Source organism: Rhizobium sp. 22-785-1, from assembly GCF_053521965.1.
Map to the genome: position 1 here is coordinate 417,038 of NZ_JBNWDI010000002.1, position 17,594 is coordinate 434,631.

At 57.3% G+C, this 17,594-nt stretch carries 18 protein-coding genes; 8 read left to right on the top strand and 10 right to left on the bottom strand.

What is annotated here, in order from left to right:
- Positions 1–16: 16 nt before the first annotated feature.
- Positions 17–478: a PTS IIA-like nitrogen regulatory protein PtsN gene (gene ptsN / locus ACQZ5M_RS06735; protein ID WP_296016002.1), complete on the top strand. Its 462-nt coding sequence runs from the start codon at positions 17–19 to the stop codon at positions 476–478.
- A 121-nt stretch (positions 479–599) separates the two neighbouring features.
- Here the strand turns inward: ptsN and grpE are convergent, their stop codons facing one another.
- Positions 600–1,235: a nucleotide exchange factor GrpE gene (gene grpE / locus ACQZ5M_RS06740; RefSeq protein ID WP_296083919.1), complete on the bottom strand. Its 636-nt coding sequence runs from the start codon at positions 1,233–1,235 to the stop codon at positions 600–602.
- A gap of 122 nt (positions 1,236–1,357) precedes the next feature.
- Positions 1,358–2,449, bottom strand: a complete 1,092-nt coding sequence (gene hrcA, locus ACQZ5M_RS06745) for a heat-inducible transcriptional repressor HrcA (protein ID WP_296015999.1) — start codon at positions 2,447–2,449, stop codon at positions 1,358–1,360.
- Positions 2,450–2,613: 164 nt separating this feature from the next.
- Between hrcA and rph the strand changes: the two genes are divergently transcribed.
- The 3 genes from rph to hemW are packed head-to-tail and all read left to right on the top strand — an operon-like array spanning position 2,614 to position 5,212.
- Positions 2,614–3,330, top strand: a complete 717-nt coding sequence (gene rph / locus ACQZ5M_RS06750) for a ribonuclease PH (protein ID WP_296015998.1) — start codon at positions 2,614–2,616, stop codon at positions 3,328–3,330.
- Between the two features lie 14 nt (positions 3,331–3,344).
- Positions 3,345–3,989, top strand: a complete 645-nt coding sequence (rdgB, locus tag ACQZ5M_RS06755) for an RdgB/HAM1 family non-canonical purine NTP pyrophosphatase (protein WP_449079297.1) — start codon at positions 3,345–3,347, stop codon at positions 3,987–3,989.
- A gap of 8 nt (positions 3,990–3,997) precedes the next feature.
- Positions 3,998–5,212 carry a radical SAM family heme chaperone HemW gene (gene hemW, locus ACQZ5M_RS06760; RefSeq protein WP_449079367.1) on the top strand — a complete coding sequence of 405 codons (1,215 nt, stop codon included), beginning with the start codon at positions 3,998–4,000 and terminating at the stop codon, positions 5,210–5,212.
- Between the two features lie 48 nt (positions 5,213–5,260).
- On the opposite strand, the gene ubiB is transcribed toward hemW, so the two are convergent.
- On the bottom strand, positions 5,261–6,835 hold the full coding sequence (gene ubiB / locus ACQZ5M_RS06765; protein WP_296015995.1) for a 2-polyprenylphenol 6-hydroxylase: 1,575 nt from the start codon (positions 6,833–6,835) through the stop codon (positions 5,261–5,263).
- A gap of 35 nt (positions 6,836–6,870) precedes the next feature.
- The gene (gene ubiE, locus ACQZ5M_RS06770; protein WP_449079298.1) at positions 6,871–7,647 is read right to left on the bottom strand and encodes a bifunctional demethylmenaquinone methyltransferase/2-methoxy-6-polyprenyl-1,4-benzoquinol methylase UbiE; all 777 of its coding nucleotides are present in this window, start codon (positions 7,645–7,647) and stop codon (positions 6,871–6,873) included.
- Between the two features lie 203 nt (positions 7,648–7,850).
- On the opposite strand from ubiE, the gene mutM reads away from it, so the two are divergent.
- From mutM to dnaA, 4 genes are all read left to right on the top strand, one after another.
- Positions 7,851–8,756 carry a bifunctional DNA-formamidopyrimidine glycosylase/DNA-(apurinic or apyrimidinic site) lyase gene (gene mutM / locus ACQZ5M_RS06775; RefSeq protein WP_449079299.1) on the top strand — a complete coding sequence of 302 codons (906 nt, stop codon included), beginning with the start codon at positions 7,851–7,853 and terminating at the stop codon, positions 8,754–8,756.
- Positions 8,757–8,786: 30 nt separating this feature from the next.
- Complete coding sequence (locus ACQZ5M_RS06780) at positions 8,787–9,560, top strand: enoyl-CoA hydratase (protein ID WP_449079300.1); 774 nt, start codon at positions 8,787–8,789, stop codon at positions 9,558–9,560.
- A 258-nt stretch (positions 9,561–9,818) separates the two neighbouring features.
- Positions 9,819–10,085, top strand: coding sequence for a 30S ribosomal protein S20 (rpsT, locus tag ACQZ5M_RS06785; RefSeq protein WP_062427133.1), 267 nt, complete (start codon positions 9,819–9,821; stop codon positions 10,083–10,085).
- A 774-nt stretch (positions 10,086–10,859) separates the two neighbouring features.
- Positions 10,860–12,425: a chromosomal replication initiator protein DnaA gene (gene dnaA, locus ACQZ5M_RS06790; RefSeq protein WP_449079301.1), complete on the top strand. Its 1,566-nt coding sequence runs from the start codon at positions 10,860–10,862 to the stop codon at positions 12,423–12,425.
- A gap of 177 nt (positions 12,426–12,602) precedes the next feature.
- Here the strand turns inward: dnaA and upp are convergent, their stop codons facing one another.
- The 6 genes from upp to cyoC form a co-directional block, all read right to left on the bottom strand.
- Complete coding sequence (gene upp, locus ACQZ5M_RS06795) at positions 12,603–13,232, bottom strand: uracil phosphoribosyltransferase (RefSeq protein ID WP_062427135.1); 630 nt, start codon at positions 13,230–13,232, stop codon at positions 12,603–12,605.
- Between the two features lie 105 nt (positions 13,233–13,337).
- Positions 13,338–14,330 (bottom strand): adenosine deaminase, encoded by a 993-nt coding sequence (locus ACQZ5M_RS06800; RefSeq protein WP_296040858.1) that lies wholly within the window; start codon positions 14,328–14,330, stop codon positions 13,338–13,340.
- A complete protein-coding gene (locus ACQZ5M_RS06805) occupies positions 14,327–15,547 on the bottom strand; it encodes a phosphopentomutase (protein ID WP_449079302.1) in 1,221 nt (406 codons plus the stop codon). The genes ACQZ5M_RS06800 and ACQZ5M_RS06805 overlap by 4 nt, the downstream gene beginning before the upstream one ends.
- Before the next feature lie 81 nt (positions 15,548–15,628).
- Complete coding sequence (locus ACQZ5M_RS06810) at positions 15,629–16,414, bottom strand: SURF1 family protein (RefSeq protein ID WP_449079303.1); 786 nt, start codon at positions 16,412–16,414, stop codon at positions 15,629–15,631.
- Between the two features lie 137 nt (positions 16,415–16,551).
- Positions 16,552–16,965, bottom strand: coding sequence for a cytochrome o ubiquinol oxidase subunit IV (gene cyoD / locus ACQZ5M_RS06815; RefSeq protein ID WP_296105598.1), 414 nt, complete (start codon positions 16,963–16,965; stop codon positions 16,552–16,554).
- Positions 16,965–17,591, bottom strand: a complete 627-nt coding sequence (gene cyoC / locus ACQZ5M_RS06820; protein WP_296040874.1) for a cytochrome o ubiquinol oxidase subunit III — start codon at positions 17,589–17,591, stop codon at positions 16,965–16,967. The genes cyoD and cyoC overlap by 1 nt, the downstream gene beginning before the upstream one ends.
- Positions 17,592–17,594 lie beyond the last annotated feature (3 nt).

Sequence of the window (17,594 nt, forward strand, 5' to 3'; positions counted from 1 at the left end):
CATGAAGGAAAAAGAAATGGCATTGGCAGATTTGCTGCACCAGGATGCGATTATTCCCGCACTCAAGGTCAATTCCAAGAAGCAACTCCTTCAGGAACTGGCAGCAAAGGCATCCCGTATCACCGGGGTTTCCGAGCGGGATATATTCGACGTCATCCTGCAGCGCGAACGGCTTGGCTCCACCGGCGTTGGCCACGGCATTGCCATTCCACATGGAAAGCTCAGCAGCATCTCCTCCATCACCGGCGTATTCGCACGCCTTGAAACACCCGTCGATTTCGAGGCGCTGGACGACCAGCCTGTCGATCTGGTCTTTCTCCTGCTTGCCCCCGAAGGCGCTGGCGCCGACCACCTCAAGGCTCTGTCTCGCATTGCGCGCGTCTTGCGCGATACGGAACTGGTGGCGAAGCTTCGTGCGACAGACTCCGACACCGCGATTTACACGTTTCTTAACCAAGAGCAGGTGAACGCCGCCTGAACGCCGAAATAGGCTTCACGAAAACTGTCGTTCTGGCATTCATACCATAGAGCAAAGGCCCGGACATCGATAGGATGTCCGGGCCTTTGACTTATTCACTCCGATGAAGCGAAGATAATTCTCAGGCGTCTTTCTCATTGAAGACGCTGGTACCGGGTTCGGCACCGGCAGGGGCTTCAGCCTTCGGGCCACCCTTCGCAACGCCGACCATGGCCGGGCGAAGAACGCGGTCGCCAATGGTGAAGCCCGCCTGCACCACCTGAACGACGGTGTTGTTCGGTACGGTGGTGTTGGGGATTTCAAACATGGCCTGATGAAAATTCGGATCGAATTTTTCGCCTTCGGCCTCGATCTTCTTCACGCCGTGACGCTCGAGTGCCGACAGCATGGAGCGTTCGGTCATATCGACGCCTTCGATCAAGCCTTTGATATTGGCTTCGGCGCTCGCCTTCAGCTCTTCCGGGATCGTGTCCAGCGCGCGGCGAAGGTTGTCGGAGACGGCCAGCATATCGCGCGCGAATCCAGCGACGGAATAGGCCTTTGCGTCCTTGACCTCACGTTCTGTGCGACGGCGAAGATTGTCCATCTCAGCCGCCAAACGCAGAAACTTGTCGCGTAGATCGGCATTTTCCGCCTTCAGCACATCGATTGGATCGGGTTCTGCCTGCTCAGGCACCGCATTTTCCGCCGTGGTCGCTTCCACTGCATCGTCGGCAGCGCCCGCGTCAGGTCCGGTCTTGTTGGTGTCATCAGTCATGACGTTCTCCAGATTATATGTGTCTTATGGCTTGCAAATTGGATTGAGCCCGATATCGAGCTTTGCCATGCAAAAATCAAGGCTTACGGGGAAAAGGAGCAATTTTTCAATCAACGTCGCGCTTAGCGCCGCTTGGTCGAGAGCCGCGCCATGATCTGGGCGGTGTAATCCACCATGGGAACGATCCGCGAATAGTTGAGCCGGGTCGGACCAATGACGCCGACAGCACCCACCACCCGGTTCTCGTCGTCCTTGTAGGGCGCGACAATCAACGACGAGCCCGAAAGCGAAAACAGCTTGTTCTCCGAGCCGATGAAGATTCTGACGCCGGAACCCGTTTCCGCAAGATTGAGAATCTCGATCAGGTTTTCCTTGCGCTCCAGATCGTCAAAGAGAAGCCGAACGCGATCTATATCCTCTTCGCCAGCCAGTCCTTCGAGAAGATTGGAGCGGCCCCGCACGATAAGACGGCCAAGTTTTCCTTCCTCATTGTCACCTGACCAGACGGCAAGGCCTCTTTCGACCAGATCCTGCGCAAGCGTACTCAGTGCGCTTTGAAGCTCATTCTTTTGTCGCGCTATTTGGGAGCGCAGTTCCGGCAGCGTCTGGCCACCAAGATGCGCATTGATAAAATTGGCAGCCTCGGTCAATTGCGACGAGGTGATGCCGGCAGGCAGTTCGATGATCCGGTTTTCCACCTGGTTATGGTCACCGACCAGAATCGCGAGCCCTTTCGTGGGCTCGAGCCGGATGAATTCCACATGTTTCAGAACGGCGTCGTTCTTGGCAGTTAGCACCAGCCCAGCTCCGCGCGACATGCCGGACAGCATGCTGCTCGCTTCGTAGAGAAGGCCTTCCAGGGACTGCTCGCGACCCGAAATCGGGCCGATATGACGGTCGATATTGGCGCGCTCTGCCTCGGGCAATTCACCCACCTGCATGAAAGCGTCGACGAAGAAGCGCAATCCTGTCTGCGTGGGCAGCCGACCGGCACTCACATGCGGCGAGTAGATTAGGCCGAGTTCCTCCAGATCGCTCATGACATTGCGCACGGAAGCAGGCGACAGCGACATGGGAAGCAGGCGCGAGAGACTGCGCGAACCGAGCGGTTCGCCTGTTTCGAGATAACCTTCCACGATGCGCCTGAAGATTTCTCGCGAACGATCGTCCAGAAGCGCACCGGGCTCTTTGCCAATGGGAGGAGTTATGCCCATGCCGCTCATTCTTCCCGAAGCTGTTTTTGACTGTCCTGAATATAGTCACTCGGTCTTCCAAGTAAAAACGGAAATTCGGCTCTTCGGCCACCTGTGCCGCTTTTCCTTTGCAAAACCTGCTCCCTGACCTTAGAAGGCGGGCATCACAGACGGAGACAGATCATATGCGGCCTTCAGGCAGAAAAACCGACCAGATGCGCAAGGTGTCCTTCGAGCGCAACTTTTCCAAGCATGCCGAAGGATCCTGTCTGGTGAAGTTCGGCGATACGCATGTGCTGGTGACGGCAAGCCTCGAAGACAAGACGCCACCGTGGCTGCGCAATAGCGGCAAGGGTTGGGTCACCGCAGAATATGGCATGCTGCCACGCTCCACTCATGAGCGCATGAAGCGTGAAGCATCTTCCGGCAAGCAGGGTGGCAGGACGCAGGAAATCCAGCGCCTCATCGGTCGCTCGCTACGCGCAGTCGTTGACTTGCAAGCGCTCGGCGAGCGACAGATCAGCATCGATTGCGATGTCATCCAAGCCGATGGCGGTACCCGCACCGCCTCCATCACCGGTGCCTGGATTGCTCTTCACGACTGCCTGAAGTGGATGGAAAGCCGCAACATGTTGAAGGTCGAGAAGGTTCTCAAAGACCATATCGCCGCCATCTCCTGCGGCATCTTCGCCAATCAGCCGGTGATCGATCTCGATTACCTGGAAGATTCCTCTGCGGAGACTGACGCCAATTTCGTCATCACCGGTTCCGGCGGCATCGTGGAAATTCAAGGGACCGCGGAAGGCAAGCCTTTCTCGGAAGAAGAGTTCCTGACGCTGCTTGGCCTTGCCAAGGCCGGCTGTGCCGATCTTGTAGAGATGCAGAAGCAGGCGATTGCCTGAACGGGACGCGAAACATGCGCAAGCTTGACACCAAAACCATCGTCGTTGCCAGCCACAACAAGGGCAAGATCGCCGAGATCGCCGATCTAATCGGCCCACTCGGGTTTTCGGCAAAATCGGCAGCCGAATTGAACTTCAAAGAACCCGCCGAAACCGGCACGACTTTCGAAGAAAACGCTGCCATCAAGGCGCTGGCGTCTGCCACTGCATCCGGCATGCCGGCGCTCTCCGACGACTCCGGTCTGGTGATCGATGCGCTGGACGGCGCGCCGGGCGTCTATACCGCAGACTGGGCTGAAACCGGCAACGGCACGCGTGACTTTGCCATGGCGATGCAGAAGGTGGAAGACGCGCTTCGGGAGCGTGGAGCGACAAAACCTGATCAACGCACCGGCCGCTTCGTCAGCGTTCTTTGCCTGGCCTGGCCTGACGGCCATACCGAGTTTTTCCGCGGTGAAGTGGAAGGCACGATCGTCTGGCCGCCTCGCGGCACGAGCGGTTTCGGCTACGATCCGATCTTCCAGCCAGAAGGCTATGCAACCAGCTTTGGCGAGATGACTTCCGACGAAAAGCATGGCTGGCGCCAGGGCGATGCGACAGCGCTGTCGCACCGCGCACGCGCTTTCAAGATCTTTGTCGAAACCTGCCTGGAGGCATGAGCAGCACGATGACCGGGAGCGGCCTTTTTCCTGCGCCCGGCGCACATCCGTCCGGATATGCGGACCTTCTGCCGGATACAGGCGAGCCGGGCTTCGGCATCTATGTTCACTGGCCTTTCTGCGCGGCCAAGTGTCCCTATTGCGATTTCAACAGCCATGTCCGCCACCAAAAGGTGGATCAGGAGCGGTTCGTTGCCGCCTTCCTTCGTGAAATGGAAACGATGCGGCAGTTGAGCGGCCCGAAGGTCGTCACCAGCATTTTCATGGGCGGCGGCACTCCATCGCTGATGGACCCGCAGACGGTCGGTGCAATCCTTGACGGTATCGCCCGCCACTGGAGTGTGCCGAATGGCATCGAGATCACCATGGAGGCTAACCCCTCCAGCGTCGAGGCAGAGCGTTTCCGTGGTTATCGGGCAGCTGGCGTCAACCGTGTTTCCATGGGTGTGCAGGCGCTGAATGACCGCGACCTGAAATTCCTTGGACGCCTTCACGATGTCGCGGACGCGCTCAAAGCCATCCGGCTGGCGCGCGAGATCTTTCCGCGCATGTCTTTCGATCTTATCTACGCCCGGCCCAATCAGACGGTAGAAGAGTGGGAGAAGGAGCTTGAAGAGGCAATCTCCTATGCCGTCGACCACCTGTCGCTCTACCAGTTGACCATCGAGGAAGGGACCGCTTTTTACGGTCTGCATAAGGCAGGCAAGCTGATCGTGCCGGATGGCGAGCAATCGGCAGTGCTCTATGAAGCAACGCAGGAGATCACCGCGCGCCATGGGCTTCCGGCCTATGAGGTTTCCAATCACGCACGTCCCGGTGCTGAAAGCCGCCACAACCTCACCTATTGGCGCTATGGCGACTATGCCGGAATCGGCCCCGGCGCCCATGGACGCTTGACAAAAGGCGGTGAGAAACTCGCGACCGCCACAGAGCGGCATCCTGAAACATGGCTGCAATCAGTGGAGCGCGATGGACACGGCATGGTGGATCAGGAATTGCTGGGGCTTGACGAACAGGCCGACGAGTTGCTGCTCATGGGATTGCGCCTGCGCGAAGGCGTCGATCTTGCCCGCTGGAGCGCATTTTCCGGTCGCGATCTGGATCCGGACCGAGAGGCCGTTTTACTGGAACACGGTTTCGTCGAACGTCTTGGAAACTCACGCCTTCGCTGCACACCATCCGGCATGCTGATCCTGGATACCGTTGTTGCCGATCTCGCTTGAGGTAGATGCCTCGAAGCGTTCATTATCGGCAGGACTCCATGGAGCCGATCAGCTGATCCTGTAGGCAATATAAATAAGGGTTGCTGCAATGACCCAAAGCGCCAGACGCCCCCAACGGGTGTGACGTGCTTCCGCCTTGCCGATGGCTTCAGCCGTGCGATCATCGAAACGCAGACCGTTTTCGCTCATATACATCAGTTCGGAATGCAGCTTTTCGGTCTTGGCGGCAATCTCAGGGGCCGCTTCCGCCAGCTTGATTGCTGCCTTCACGCCGTCCTTCAGATCGGTGACGATACGCTTTGGCCCGAGATTATCGCGGATCCAGCCGCTGACGACGGGGTCTGCGGCCTTCCACATGTTGAAGCGCGGATTAAGGATACGTGAGACGCCTTCGACGACGACCATGGTCTTTTGCAGCATGACCAGTTCGGGGCGCGTTTCCATGTCGAAGAGTTCGGTAACCTCGAAGAGCAGCGTCAGCAGCTTGCCCATGGAGATGGTTTCGGCAGGCTGACCATGGATCGGCTCGCCAATGGCGCGAATGGCCTGGGCGAAGCTCGCCATATCGTGGTGGGCTGGAACGTAGCCTGCCTCGAAATGCACTTCGGCCACGCGCATATAGTCGCGGGTGATGAAGCCATAGAGGATTTCCGCCAGGAAGCGACGTTCCTTTTTGCCCAGCCGTCCGGCAATGCCCATGTCGACAGCCACGATGATGCCCTTCGGATCGACGAAGAGGTTGCCGGGATGCATGTCAGCGTGGAAGAAGCCGTCGCGCAAGGTGTGGCGCAGGAAGGACTGGATCAACGTATCGGCTAGCGCATTCAGATCGTGGCCGGCGGCTTTCAGAGCCTCGGTGTCCGACATCTTGATGCCGTCGATCCATTCCATGGTCACGACATCGCGCCCGGTGCGCTCCCAATCCACCTCCGGTACCCGGAAGCCTGGATCGCCCTGCGTGTTTTCGGCAAGCTCGGAGAGAGCCGCCGCCTCGAGGCGCAGGTCCATCTCGATCTTGGTGGTCTGTTCCAGCGTCTTTGTGACTTCGACGGGTCTTAGACGCCGGGCGGAGCGAACGAAACGCTGCTGCAGATCAGCCACCAGATACATGGCTTCCAGATCGTCCTGGAAGCGTTGGCGGACACCGGGGCGGATAACTTTGACCGCTACCTTCTTGCGTCCTGCCGGCGTATCGATGACGGCCGGATGAACCTGCGCTATCGAGGCGGCGGCTATCGGACCACCAAATTCCACATAGAGCTCAGAGATTGGACGACCGAGAGAGCCTTCGATATTCGCCTTGGCCGCGGCGACCGGAAAGAAATCCATGCGATCCTGAAGACCGGCCAGATCCTCGGCAAAGTCCGCACCCACAACGTCTGGACGGGTCGCCAAAAACTGTCCCATCTTGACGTAGGATGGTCCAAGCCGACTGACGGCCTTGGAGAGACGGTCGCTGCGCCCGCTTCTGAGCGCCGTGTTGCGCGCAAGCGGTTTCAGCATGCCTTTGACGAATTTGGCAGATGCTGGAAGCCCTTCGGCAGGGAGCGCTAGGACCACACCCTCGCGAACCAGAACCCAGCCAACCTTGGCCAGGCGAAAATATGCACCGAGAGTGCTCATGCGGATGCCTTGCTATGTGCCGGAAATGCCATTGATCAGAGTTTCCAGCCAGAATGCAGCGCGGCAATTCCGCCTGTGTAATTGGTGTAGCTCACCCGAGAAAAACCTGCGGTGCGGATCATGGCGGCAAAATCATCCTGCCTTGGAAACTTGCGGATAGACTCCACCAGATACTGGTAAGGCTCTGCATCGCCCGTGATCATCTTGCCGAATTGCGGAATGGCGTTGAAGGACCAGGCATCGTAGACCTTGTCCAGCATCGGCATCTCCACTTCGGAAAACTCCAGCACAAGAAGACGCCCGCCGCGCTTTAGAACCCTAAAGGCTTCCGATAGCGCCATATCGATGCGCGGAACGTTGCGGATGCCGAAAGCGATCGTATAGGCGTCGAAACTGTTGGCTTCGAAAGGCAGTTCCTCCGCATTGGCCTCCACGAAGGTCAGGTTTTCCGTCAGACCCTTCTTGGCAGCGCGCTCCTCGCCGACGCCGAGCATGGAACCGTTGATATCGAGAACCGTAGCGTGCGCCAAACGGTTTGAGGCTTCGACGATGCGGAAAGCGATGTCGCCTGTGCCACCCGCCACATCGAGCACCTTATAGGACGGGTCCTTGCGGGGGGAGAGCGCGCCGATCATCGCATCTTTCCAAACCCGGTGCAGGCCCGCCGACATCACGTCGTTCATGATATCGTAGCGCTTGGCGACCTTGTGGAAGACATCGTTGACCATGCCCTGCTTCTGGCCCTCATTGACCTGACGGAAGCCATAGGAGGTTTCCATGCCGCCTTCGGCTGTCGTGCGGGCTTCGGTCATGATCAGTCTCCATTCTTCGATTGCGACTAGAGGGCCGTGCCTCCTTCAAGACGCACGGAGGATACTCTAACTCTTCAAACCAACACATAGCGAAAACGCCTCTGCAACGCTATCTGTTGCAACATAGATATGGCCTACGCCATGTATGTGTGCCGTCTATAGACCACAAGGTCACCGTGATAAACAGACGTTAAGAGAGTGCCATGCCCGAATTGCCAGAAGTGGAAACCGTTCGACGTGGTCTATCGCCCGTCATGGAAGGCGCCCGAATAGAAAGACTTCTCCTCACCCGCCCCGATTTGCGTTTCCCTTTTCCGGAAGGTTTTGCCGAACTGCTGGAAGGCCGCGAGATCCTGTCGCTCGGGCGTCGGGCGAAATACCTGCTGATCGAACTCGATAACGGGCTCACCATTGTCTCGCATCTTGGCATGTCCGGCTCCTTTCGCATCGAAAGCGAGGCCGATGCGCCCGAGACACCTGGCGAGACACCCGGAGATTTCCATCACCCGCGCTCCAAGGACGGCAAGCACGACCACGTTATCTTTCATCTGGCGCTTGGAGCAGAGAAGACGCGCATCATCTATAACGACCCGCGTCGCTTCGGCTTCATGCATCTGGTGCGCCGCGCCGATATCGACCTTTATCCGGCCTTTGCCGGACTTGGCCCCGAGCCGACAGGAAATGCTCTGAGCGCCAGCTATCTCGCTGGCCGCTTCCAGGGAAAGTCTCAGCCGCTGAAGGGCGCTCTTCTGGATCAGAAGGTCATTGCCGGTCTTGGCAATATATACGTGTGCGAAGCCTTGTGGCGCTCCCATTTGTCGCCGCTTCGTGGCGCCGGAACGCTCGTAACCAAGGCGGGGAAACCGAAGCCCGCGCTGGAAGTCCTGACTGAAAACATCCGTGCGGTGATTGCCGATGCAATTGCCGCTGGCGGATCGTCGTTGCGCGATCATATTCAGACCGATGGGTCATTGGGATATTTTCAGCATTCATTTTCCGTCTATGATCGGGAAGGCCATGCGTGCCGCCTCCCTGGTTGCGGCGGCACGGTGGAGCGGATCACCCAGAGCGGGCGCTCCACCTTCTATTGCGCAGCGTGTCAGAGATAGAGCCAGGAAGTCAGGGAGAGGACAACAGCCATGGATTACGAAACCATTATTGTCGAGAAGCGCGACGCTGTCGGTATCGTTACGCTTAATCGTCCGAAGGCGTTGAACGCGCTCAACTCTACGCTCTTGAAAGAGCTGCGCCATATTCTCGCAGCCTTCTCGGTGGATGACTCCATCGGTGCAATCGTCATCACCGGCTCGGAAAAGGCATTTGCCGCTGGCGCTGACATCAAGGAAATGAGCACGCTCGATTTTGTCGATGCCTATCTCGGTGATTTCTTGGGTGGGTGGGACGATGTGGCAGCCAACCGCAAACCTGTGATCGCAGCCGTCTCGGGATTTGCCCTTGGCGGAGGATGCGAGCTTGCCATGATGTGCGACTTCATCATCGCATCCGATACGGCAAAGTTTGGCCAGCCTGAGATCACGCTTGGCATCATTCCAGGCATGGGCGGATCGCAACGCCTGACGCGTGCAGTCGGCAAGGCAAAGGCGATGGATCTGGTGCTGACCGGGCGCAAGATGGATGCAGCCGAGGCCGAGCGTGCGGGCCTAGTTTCGCGCATCGTTCCCGCCGAAAAGCTTTTGGATGAAGCGGTCGAAGCGGCCACGACAATATCATCGCTCTCGCGCGCATCTGTGCTGATGGCAAAGGAAAGCGTCAACCGCTCCTTCGAGGTTTCATTGTCAGAAGGACTGAGGTTCGAGCGGCGCCTCTTTCAGTCTCTTTTCGCCACACAAGACCAGAAAGAAGGCATGGACGCGTTCATAGAGAAGAGAAAGCCCCTGTTCCAGAACCGATAGCGCCGGTCCGCGCAGGTGGGCGACGGTTACGACTGACGAGTTCCCTGCGACTTCAGCTCACTGAGAAGGATTCGGAATCTCGGTTGTTTTTATGCGAAACGCGTTGACGGGCAGCGGCTTTAGGGTTATATGCCCGCCCACGGTTAGGGAACGCCATCCGGCTCGTCCCAGTTACTCCCGCACTTTTGGAACATGAGGTCTTCGAACGACCCAATCCTGTGGTTGCGGATTTTGGTTTGAATTCGAAGAGAGGCATACATGGCCAATACAACTTCGGCGAAAAAGGCGACTCGCAAGATCGCTCGCCGTACCGCAGTCAACAAGGCTCGCCGTTCGCGCGTCCGCGGTTTCATTCGTAAGGTCGAAGAGGCCCTGGCAACTGGCGACCTCGCAGTCGCGACGGAAGCCCTCAAGGCTGCACAGCCTGAGATCCAGCGCGCCGCCACGAAGGGCGTCATGCATTTCAACACTGCATCGCGCAAGGTTTCTCGTCTGGCTCAGCGCGTTAAGGCTCTTTCGGCCTAATCCGGCTAAGACAATATTGTGATTCAAAAGCCTGGCCCTTCGGCCGGGCTTTTTCCGATTCTAACCGTCCGTTAACGCTTTCACGATTAGCATGACATTTATGCTTCAAACACGTGACGTAAAAAACGTATAAATTTCAAATAGTTACAGAAGGTCTTTCAAGGCGCGCCGTCCTGCCGCAGCGGAAGACAGTCACAATTTCGAGTCAAGCATTTTTTTATTTTTTTGCCAAAACAGGCCTCAAAAATAGCGTGAAAATGAATCTCATTGATTCATAAGCGATTCTCCAAACAGGGTCGCCGCCGATGCAAAACGGCTCCAACGAGTCAATGGCAGATCAGCTCGGCCACAGAAAAAACGCCATTGATCTCGGTATGCGATCCTGCCTAAATGCATCTCGACAAGGGGCGCGGATATCTATCCACAAGCTATCTCGAAACAAAGTTCGAAGGCGTCAGCCCCTTGCGGACGGGTTCTTTTCGGACCCGTTTTTTCAAGTCACTGGATATGCTTGGCTGCAACCTGGGCAGGTTGCAGAAATGTATTCGTGCGGCTTGATGACAAGTGTCCGAGTTGTGATGTGTGAGTATGCGTTGACATGTAGCATGCCTCTTCATGAGGGAGAGGTCACTGGGATAGCCGGCTCGCGGTGGAAGCCTTGCGCTTCAGGATGGTTTTAGAGGGGCCATCTTAACGGGGACAATAAGAGGGGTATCCCTGGCGGGGCTTTGGAGCTCTGTCAGGCTATGATTGGCAATTTGAAAGGCGGCAGTAATGCAATTGAATTTGGCAATGGGTGCGGTGGCAAACGGGGACCGCACACAGAACGCTTGTGATGCAGTTGGCAATGATGCCGCGGGGAATACATCTGATATGAAAAACGATGCGCTGTTCGAGCGTTTTAGCGCGAGATTGAAGGCGCAGGTTGGTCCCGAAGTGTATGCGAGCTGGTTTGCGAGGCTGAAGCTGCATTCGGTGTCCAAGAGCGTCGTTCGCTTCACCGTCCCTACGACATTTCTCAAATCCTGGATCAATAACCGCTATATCGACCTGATGACCAGTCTGGCGCAGGCAGAGGACCCGAACGTCCTGAAAGTCGAGATTCTCGTCCGTTCTGCCAGCCGTCCGGTTCGGGCCGCGCAGCCTGACGACAGAGCGCAGCCGATGCAGGACGTTGCGCCCACGGCACAGCGCGCCAAGCCGTTCATGCCGCCGCAGATATCAAGCACTCCTGCGCAGGCCAGCACCGCATCGGTGTCTTCTTCGCGCTCTTCGAGTTCCGGACCGCTTTTCGGCTCGCCGCTCGATAGCCGCTTCACCTTCGATACCTTCGTCGAAGGCTCATCGAACCGCGTTGCGCTTGCGGCCGCAAAGACCATCGCGGAAGCCGGTGCAGGTGCGGTGCGTTTCAATCCGCTTTTCATCCATGCCGGTGTTGGCCTTGGAAAAACGCATCTTCTGCAAGCCATCGCCAATGCCGCAGTCGACAGCCCACGCAATCCGCGTGTCGTCTATCTGACGGCAGAATACTTCATGTGGCGCTTTGCCACCGCTATTCGAGACAACGACGCGCTGACGCTGAAAGATACGCTGCGCAATATCGATCTTCTGATCATCGACGACATGCAGTTCTTGCAGGGCAAGATGATCCAGCATGAGTTCTGCCATCTGTTGAACATGCTGCTCGACAGCGCAAAGCAGGTCGTTGTTGCTGCAGATCGCGCGCCATGGGAGCTGGAATCGCTCGATCCGCGCGTCCGCTCGCGTTTGCAGGGTGGCATGGCCATCGAGATTGAAGGCCCGGATTACGATATGCGCTACGAAATGCTGAAACAGCGTATCGAGACTGCCCGTCAGGAAGATCCGAGCTTCGAAATCGGCGAGGATATCGTGTCCCATGTTGCCCGCAGCGTCACTGCAAGCGGTCGTGAGCTGGAAGGCGCGTTCAACCAGCTGATCTTCCGTCGCTCCTTTGAGCCGAACTTGTCCGTCGAGCGTGTGGACGAGTTGCTCGCGCATCTCGTTGGGGCTGGCGAAGCCAAGCGCGTGCGCATCGAAGACATTCAGCGGATCGTCGCTCGCCATTATAACGTGTCGCGTCAAGAGCTGGTGTCGAACCGCCGCACCCGAGTTATCGTCAAGCCACGCCAGGTGGCAATGTATCTTGCAAAGATGCTCACCCCCCGCTCCTTCCCGGAAATCGGTCGCCGTTTCGGCGGACGCGATCACACGACAGTGCTGCACGCTGTCCGCAAGATCGAGGAGTTGATTTCGGGCGACAGCAAGCTTGGCCATGAGGTCGAGCTGTTGAAGCGACTGATTAACGAAAACAACGCCTGATGAAGATGGCGCGGCAGGAAATCATGACCGCGCCCTTTTAAACTCTGTATCAGGCGCCAGTCTTTGGTCCGTCGGAGACAAGTCCTTCGATAATCCCGGCACTGCCATTGAAAAGCCCGCCTATCGTTTCCGATGGCGGGCTTTATGCATGTCGACTATCGAGACTTCAGCCTTCTATCACTTGGTGCCGTACATACGGTCGCCGGCGTCGCCGAGACCCGGGACAATATAGCCCTTCTCGTTCAGCTTGCGATCGATCGCCGCGGTATAGATCGGCACATCGGGGTGCGCCTCGCGGAAGTTCTTGATGCCTTCCGGTGCTGCAAGCAGGCAGAGGAAGCGCATGTTCTTCGCACCGCGCTCTTTCAGTTTTTCGACAGCTGCAATCGAGGAATTGCCGGTGGCCAGCATAGGATCGACGACGATGATCAGGCGTGCGTCCAGGCTTTCCGGTGCTTTGAAGTAATATTCGACGGCTTCCAGCGTATCGTGATCGCGATAGACGCCGATGTGAGAGACACGCGCCGACGGCACGAGTTCCAGCATGCCTTCAAGCAGTCCGTTACCTGCGCGAAGGATAGAGGCAAATACCAGTTTCTTGCCTTCCAGCACTGGTGCCTCGATGGTTTCCATGGGCGTCTCGATGGTTTCCATCGTGAGGTCCAGGTCGCGCGTCACTTCATAGCACAGCAGCGTGGAAATCTCGCGCAAAAGACGCCTGAAGCCTGCCGTGGAGGTTTCCTTCTTGCGCATGAAGGTAAGTTTGTGCTGCACAAGCGGGTGATCGATGACTGTTACGCCGTCCATGGACGCTGGCCTTTCCTTTTTACTTTTATCTCTGTTCTCTTCGAACAAATGCTGGCTTTTCGCAAGACCGTCCTTCCGGTTTACACCGTGTCTACTGTCTTACCATCAAGGAGCAGCACCTGTCGAAGCATCGAAACGCGCCAGGAGGCGGCTTCGGGTCGCCTCATCGACGAAGGCAGCTTCCAGCGCCGTGCGGGTAAGCGCATTGATTTCGCCGTCAGAGAAGCCGAAGGCATGTCGAGCAATCTCATATTCCTGTGCCAGAGATGTGGCGAAGAATGGTGGGTCATCCGAGCTGATGCAGGTTCGAACGCCAGCATCGCGCAGTCGCTTCAACGGGTGGCTTTCGAAATCGGGATAGACGCTGAGCGCAATGTTGGAGCCTGGGCAAACTTCCAACACCGTCCCGAGTTCTACCAGACGCTCGACAAGGGCCGCATCCTCGATAGCGCGTACACCGTGGCCAATACGCTGGGGCTTCACCAGGTCCAGCGCATCGGCGACGCTGAATGCGCCGCAGACTTCGCCCGCATGAATGGTGAGACCGAGACCGGCATCGCGGGCAATGTCAAAGGCCCGAGCATAGTCGGCGACGCGGCCCATACGCTCCTCACCCGCCATGTTGAAACCGGTGATCAGCGGATGCTTCACCCTGGCGGCGTATTGCGCAGCGGCAACCACGCTGTCAGGTCCGAAATGGCGTTCGCCGGTGACAATGATACGCGCTTCGATCCCGGTCTTGCCCTTCGCACGCCGCATGCCCTCGGCTATGCCAGCGAGATAGGCATCCGCGCCGAGCCCGATGCGATCTCCGTGATCGGGGGAAATGATCAGTTCGCTATAGATGGTGTTCTCGCATGCGAGTTCGGTCAGGTAGGCCTCTGCCAGAGCTGCGTAGTCCTCCTCCGTCCTGAAGACCTGCGCCACGTCGTCGTAACAGCGAATGAACTCGGCAAAATCGTTCCAGACATAGGCGCCATCGCGCAGGAACGCGCTCGTCTCGACATTGTATTTGCGCGCCTGTTCCAACACGAGAGCGGGCGGCGCCGCTCCTTCCAAATGGCAGTGGATTTCAGCTTTCAACAGATGATGGGTCACATAAAACTCCTGCCGTGCCTTCCGGACGGTATGCTGAGGTGTGCTGCAATACTCTCGCCAATATCGGCATAGCTTGAGCGAATTCCGATGTTTCTCTCGCGAATGCCTGGTCCGAAGGCCATGATTGGCACGCGCTCGCGTGTATGGTCGGTGCCGCGCCAGGTGGGATCGCAGCCATGATCGGCAGTCAGGATAGCGAGGTCGCCCGGCTGCATCTTGCGGTGAATTTCTGGAAGTCGCGCATCGAACATCTCCAATGCAGCGGCATAGCCTGCAACATCGCGGCGATGACCGTAATGCATGTCGAAATCGACGAAATTGGTGAAAACGAGATCGCCGTTCAGAGCTTCCTCCATGGCCTCAAGCGTGGCGTCCATCAAGGCCTCGTTGCCATTTCCCTTGATGACACGCGACACGCCTTGGTGGGCGTAGATATCGCCGATCTTGCCGATCGCCAGCACCTTGCGGTCCCTATCGACCAGACGATCCAAAAGTGTTGGTTCAGGCGGCAGCACGGAAAAATCCCGCCGATTGCCGGTACGCGTAAAGGTCGCCGATGTCTCCCCGATAAAGGGGCGAGCGATAACGCGCCCGATATTCAAGGGGTCGAGAATTTTTCGAACCACTTCGCAAAGGGCGATCAAACGATCAAGGCCAAAATGGCTCTCATGCGCGGCAATTTGGAAGACCGAGTCCGACGAGGTGTAGCAGATGGGCTTTCCAGTGCGGATATGCTCCTCACCAAGGCGGCCAATGATGTCGGTGCCGGAGGCATGACAATTCCCCAGGATACCGGGCACTTCGCCCTTCTCACAAATCTCATCGACCAGTTCGGACGAAAAGGCTTCCCCCTCGGTCGGGAAGTAGCCCCACTCGAAACGGACTGGTGTTCCGGCAATCTCCCAATGCCCCGAGGGAGTATCCTTACCCTTGGAAACTTCGTTAGCGCAGCCGTGCAAGCCGTAAATCCTTTCTGGCGGCGGCATTCCGGCCAGACTTGTGCCGCTCGCAAGCCTCGCAATCTCAAGCAAGCCAAGCGCTGACATGTTCGGGAGCTTGAGCGGACCCGATCTCAACCCCGCTCTATCGGCCGCACCTGCGGCGCAGAATTCGGCGATATGGCCGAGCGTATTCGAGCCGAGATCTCCATAATGCTCGGCATCGGGCGCACCGCCCACGCCAAAAGAATCGAGAACAAGCAGAAATGCGCGGGCCATGCTTCACCATGAAAGTCGCGACAGGATTATCGCTTTGCAGCGCCGATATATAGAACACCACAAAGGAAAAGGTGAAACGCTTTATTGGGAAGGACCGTCTGCGTCATCCCCCTCATTACGCTTCGGCGCATTCAGATTGCGGGTCACGTACCAGCCAGCAGCAACGGTCATTGCGGCCAGAACGTACCACGTGATGGCGTAGGAGAGATGGTTGTTTGGAAAGGTCAGCATGGTCTTGCCGCCAATCGGCAAGTTGCCGGGATTTGGCGTCGCATCGGCATCCACATAGAAAGGCGCAACATCGCCAAGCGACTTGTCCTTGGCGATCTCGGCAATATTGCGTGAGTACCAGCGATTGTTCTGAGGATCATTGGTGCGCAGGAAGAGCCCACCGGTTTCCGGCGCCCGCATGAGACCAATGACGTCTACGCGGGCTGGTAATTCGCCTGCAAGACGCGTAGCCGGGTCTCGCTTGTCGGTTGGCACAAAGCCGCGATTGACGATCACTACGGAGCCGTCATCGCGTTGCAAAGGGGTCAAGACCCAAAAGCCCGGTCCAAGATCGGACACCGTATAGACCTGCACCTCATCCTGATGGCGGAAGACGCCCGTCAGCCGGACGCGACGGTACTCATATGTCGAAGGATCGGTCAGTGTTGCCCATTGCGATTGCGGCGGCGCGTCTACGGGCTCTGCATGGGCCCGCTCTTCTACCTGCTGAATGAGATCGAGCTTCCAAGACAGTCGCTTCACCTGCCAGGTGCCGAGCGCCAATAACATGCCTGTAAGAATGACAGTCATCAGAACGACGACAACGACGGCGGGGCGAATGCGCATTTTGCCTTCCGTTTGGATTGGGGTCTGCATGGTGTGTTCCTCAAGAGCGTCATGCTCAAACACATAACCCCATGAATCCGCTCTCCGATTCATGGGGTTATGTGTCTGCTCGGAGGGATGATCCGCGCCGTATTCAGGCGCGGATCTTCATTATTAAAACCGGTGCGTCACGGCAGATTCTTCATCTGCTCCATCGTCATGGTCGGCATCATGTTCTTGTTCATGTTGTACATGACCCAGAGGGAGCCGACGAGCGCGATCATGACGACGACCAGCGTGAAGAGCAGCGACATGAAGGTCCAGCCGCCCTGCGACTTGGTGTTCATGTGCAGGAAGTAGATCATATGGACGAAGACCTGAACCACGCCAAAGGCCATGATGATGATCACAGTAGCGGTGCGGCTTTCCAGAACGTCTCCCATCACCAGCCAGAAGGGAATGGCAGTGAGGATAACCGACAGTATGAAGCCGATCATGTAGCTCTTGAAGGAGCCATGATCCTCGCCGCTCTCATGGTGATGATCGTCCCCATGATCGGCATGACCATGCGCGTGGTCGTGTGAATGCGTGTTCGAACTCATCACAGAACTCCAACCAGATAGACGAAGGAAAAGACGCCGATCCAGATGACGTCGAGGAAGTGCCAGAACATCGAAAGGCATGTCAGGCGACGCATGTTTTCCGCGTGCAAGCCGAACTTCTTGACTTGCACCATCAACGTGACCAGCCAGATCACGCCGAAGGTGACGTGCAGGCCGTGGGTGCCGACCAGCGCAAAGAAGGCGGACAGAAAGGCGGAGCGATGCGGGCCGGCACCCTCTTCGATCAGGTGATGGAACTCATAGAGTTCAAGACCGAGGAAGCAGAGACCGAAGACACCGGTAATGGCGAGCCAGAGCAGTGTCGAATTGACCTTCTTCTTCTGCGCTTCCAGCATGGCAAAGCCATAGGTGATGGAGGAGAAGAGCAGGAAGCCGGTGTTGATCGCAACCAACTTGAGATCGAAGAGATCCGCGCCCGAAGGACCAGCCGCATAACTGCGGCCGACAACGGCATAAGTTGCGAAGAGCGTTGCAAAGATCAGGCAGTCGCTCATCAGATAGAGCCAGAAACCGAGCGAGGTGCCGTTTTCCGGATGATGGTCTTCCTTCAGGTAGAAGACCGGCTTTTCCGCGCTGTCGGCGGTCTGTGCGGGTGCTTGAGACATGAG

Coding starts and splice junctions, on each gene's coding strand:
- grpE (WP_296083919.1), bottom strand. CDS start 1,235: ATGACTGATGACACCAACAAGACCGGACCTGACGCGGGCGCTGCCGAC.
- rdgB (WP_449079297.1), top strand. CDS start 3,345: ATGCGCAAGCTTGACACCAAAACCATCGTCGTTGCCAGCCACAACAAG.
- ACQZ5M_RS06780 (WP_449079300.1), top strand. CDS start 8,787: ATGGATTACGAAACCATTATTGTCGAGAAGCGCGACGCTGTCGGTATC.
- ubiE (WP_449079298.1), bottom strand. CDS start 7,647: ATGACCGAAGCCCGCACGACAGCCGAAGGCGGCATGGAAACCTCCTAT.
- ACQZ5M_RS06810 (WP_449079303.1), bottom strand. CDS start 16,414: ATGCAGACCCCAATCCAAACGGAAGGCAAAATGCGCATTCGCCCCGCC.
- mutM (WP_449079299.1), top strand. CDS start 7,851: ATGCCCGAATTGCCAGAAGTGGAAACCGTTCGACGTGGTCTATCGCCC.
- dnaA (WP_449079301.1), top strand. CDS start 10,860: ATGCAATTGAATTTGGCAATGGGTGCGGTGGCAAACGGGGACCGCACA.
- cyoC (WP_296040874.1), bottom strand. CDS start 17,591: ATGTCTCAAGCACCCGCACAGACCGCCGACAGCGCGGAAAAGCCGGTC.
- rpsT (WP_062427133.1), top strand. CDS start 9,819: ATGGCCAATACAACTTCGGCGAAAAAGGCGACTCGCAAGATCGCTCGC.
- ptsN (WP_296016002.1), top strand. CDS start 17: ATGGCATTGGCAGATTTGCTGCACCAGGATGCGATTATTCCCGCACTC.
- ubiB (WP_296015995.1), bottom strand. CDS start 6,835: ATGAGCACTCTCGGTGCATATTTTCGCCTGGCCAAGGTTGGCTGGGTT.
- hemW (WP_449079367.1), top strand. CDS start 3,998: ATGACCGGGAGCGGCCTTTTTCCTGCGCCCGGCGCACATCCGTCCGGA.
- rph (WP_296015998.1), top strand. CDS start 2,614: ATGCGGCCTTCAGGCAGAAAAACCGACCAGATGCGCAAGGTGTCCTTC.
- ACQZ5M_RS06805 (WP_449079302.1), bottom strand. CDS start 15,547: ATGGCCCGCGCATTTCTGCTTGTTCTCGATTCTTTTGGCGTGGGCGGT.
- cyoD (WP_296105598.1), bottom strand. CDS start 16,965: ATGAGTTCGAACACGCATTCACACGACCACGCGCATGGTCATGCCGAT.
- upp (WP_062427135.1), bottom strand. CDS start 13,232: ATGGACGGCGTAACAGTCATCGATCACCCGCTTGTGCAGCACAAACTT.
- hrcA (WP_296015999.1), bottom strand. CDS start 2,449: ATGGGCATAACTCCTCCCATTGGCAAAGAGCCCGGTGCGCTTCTGGAC.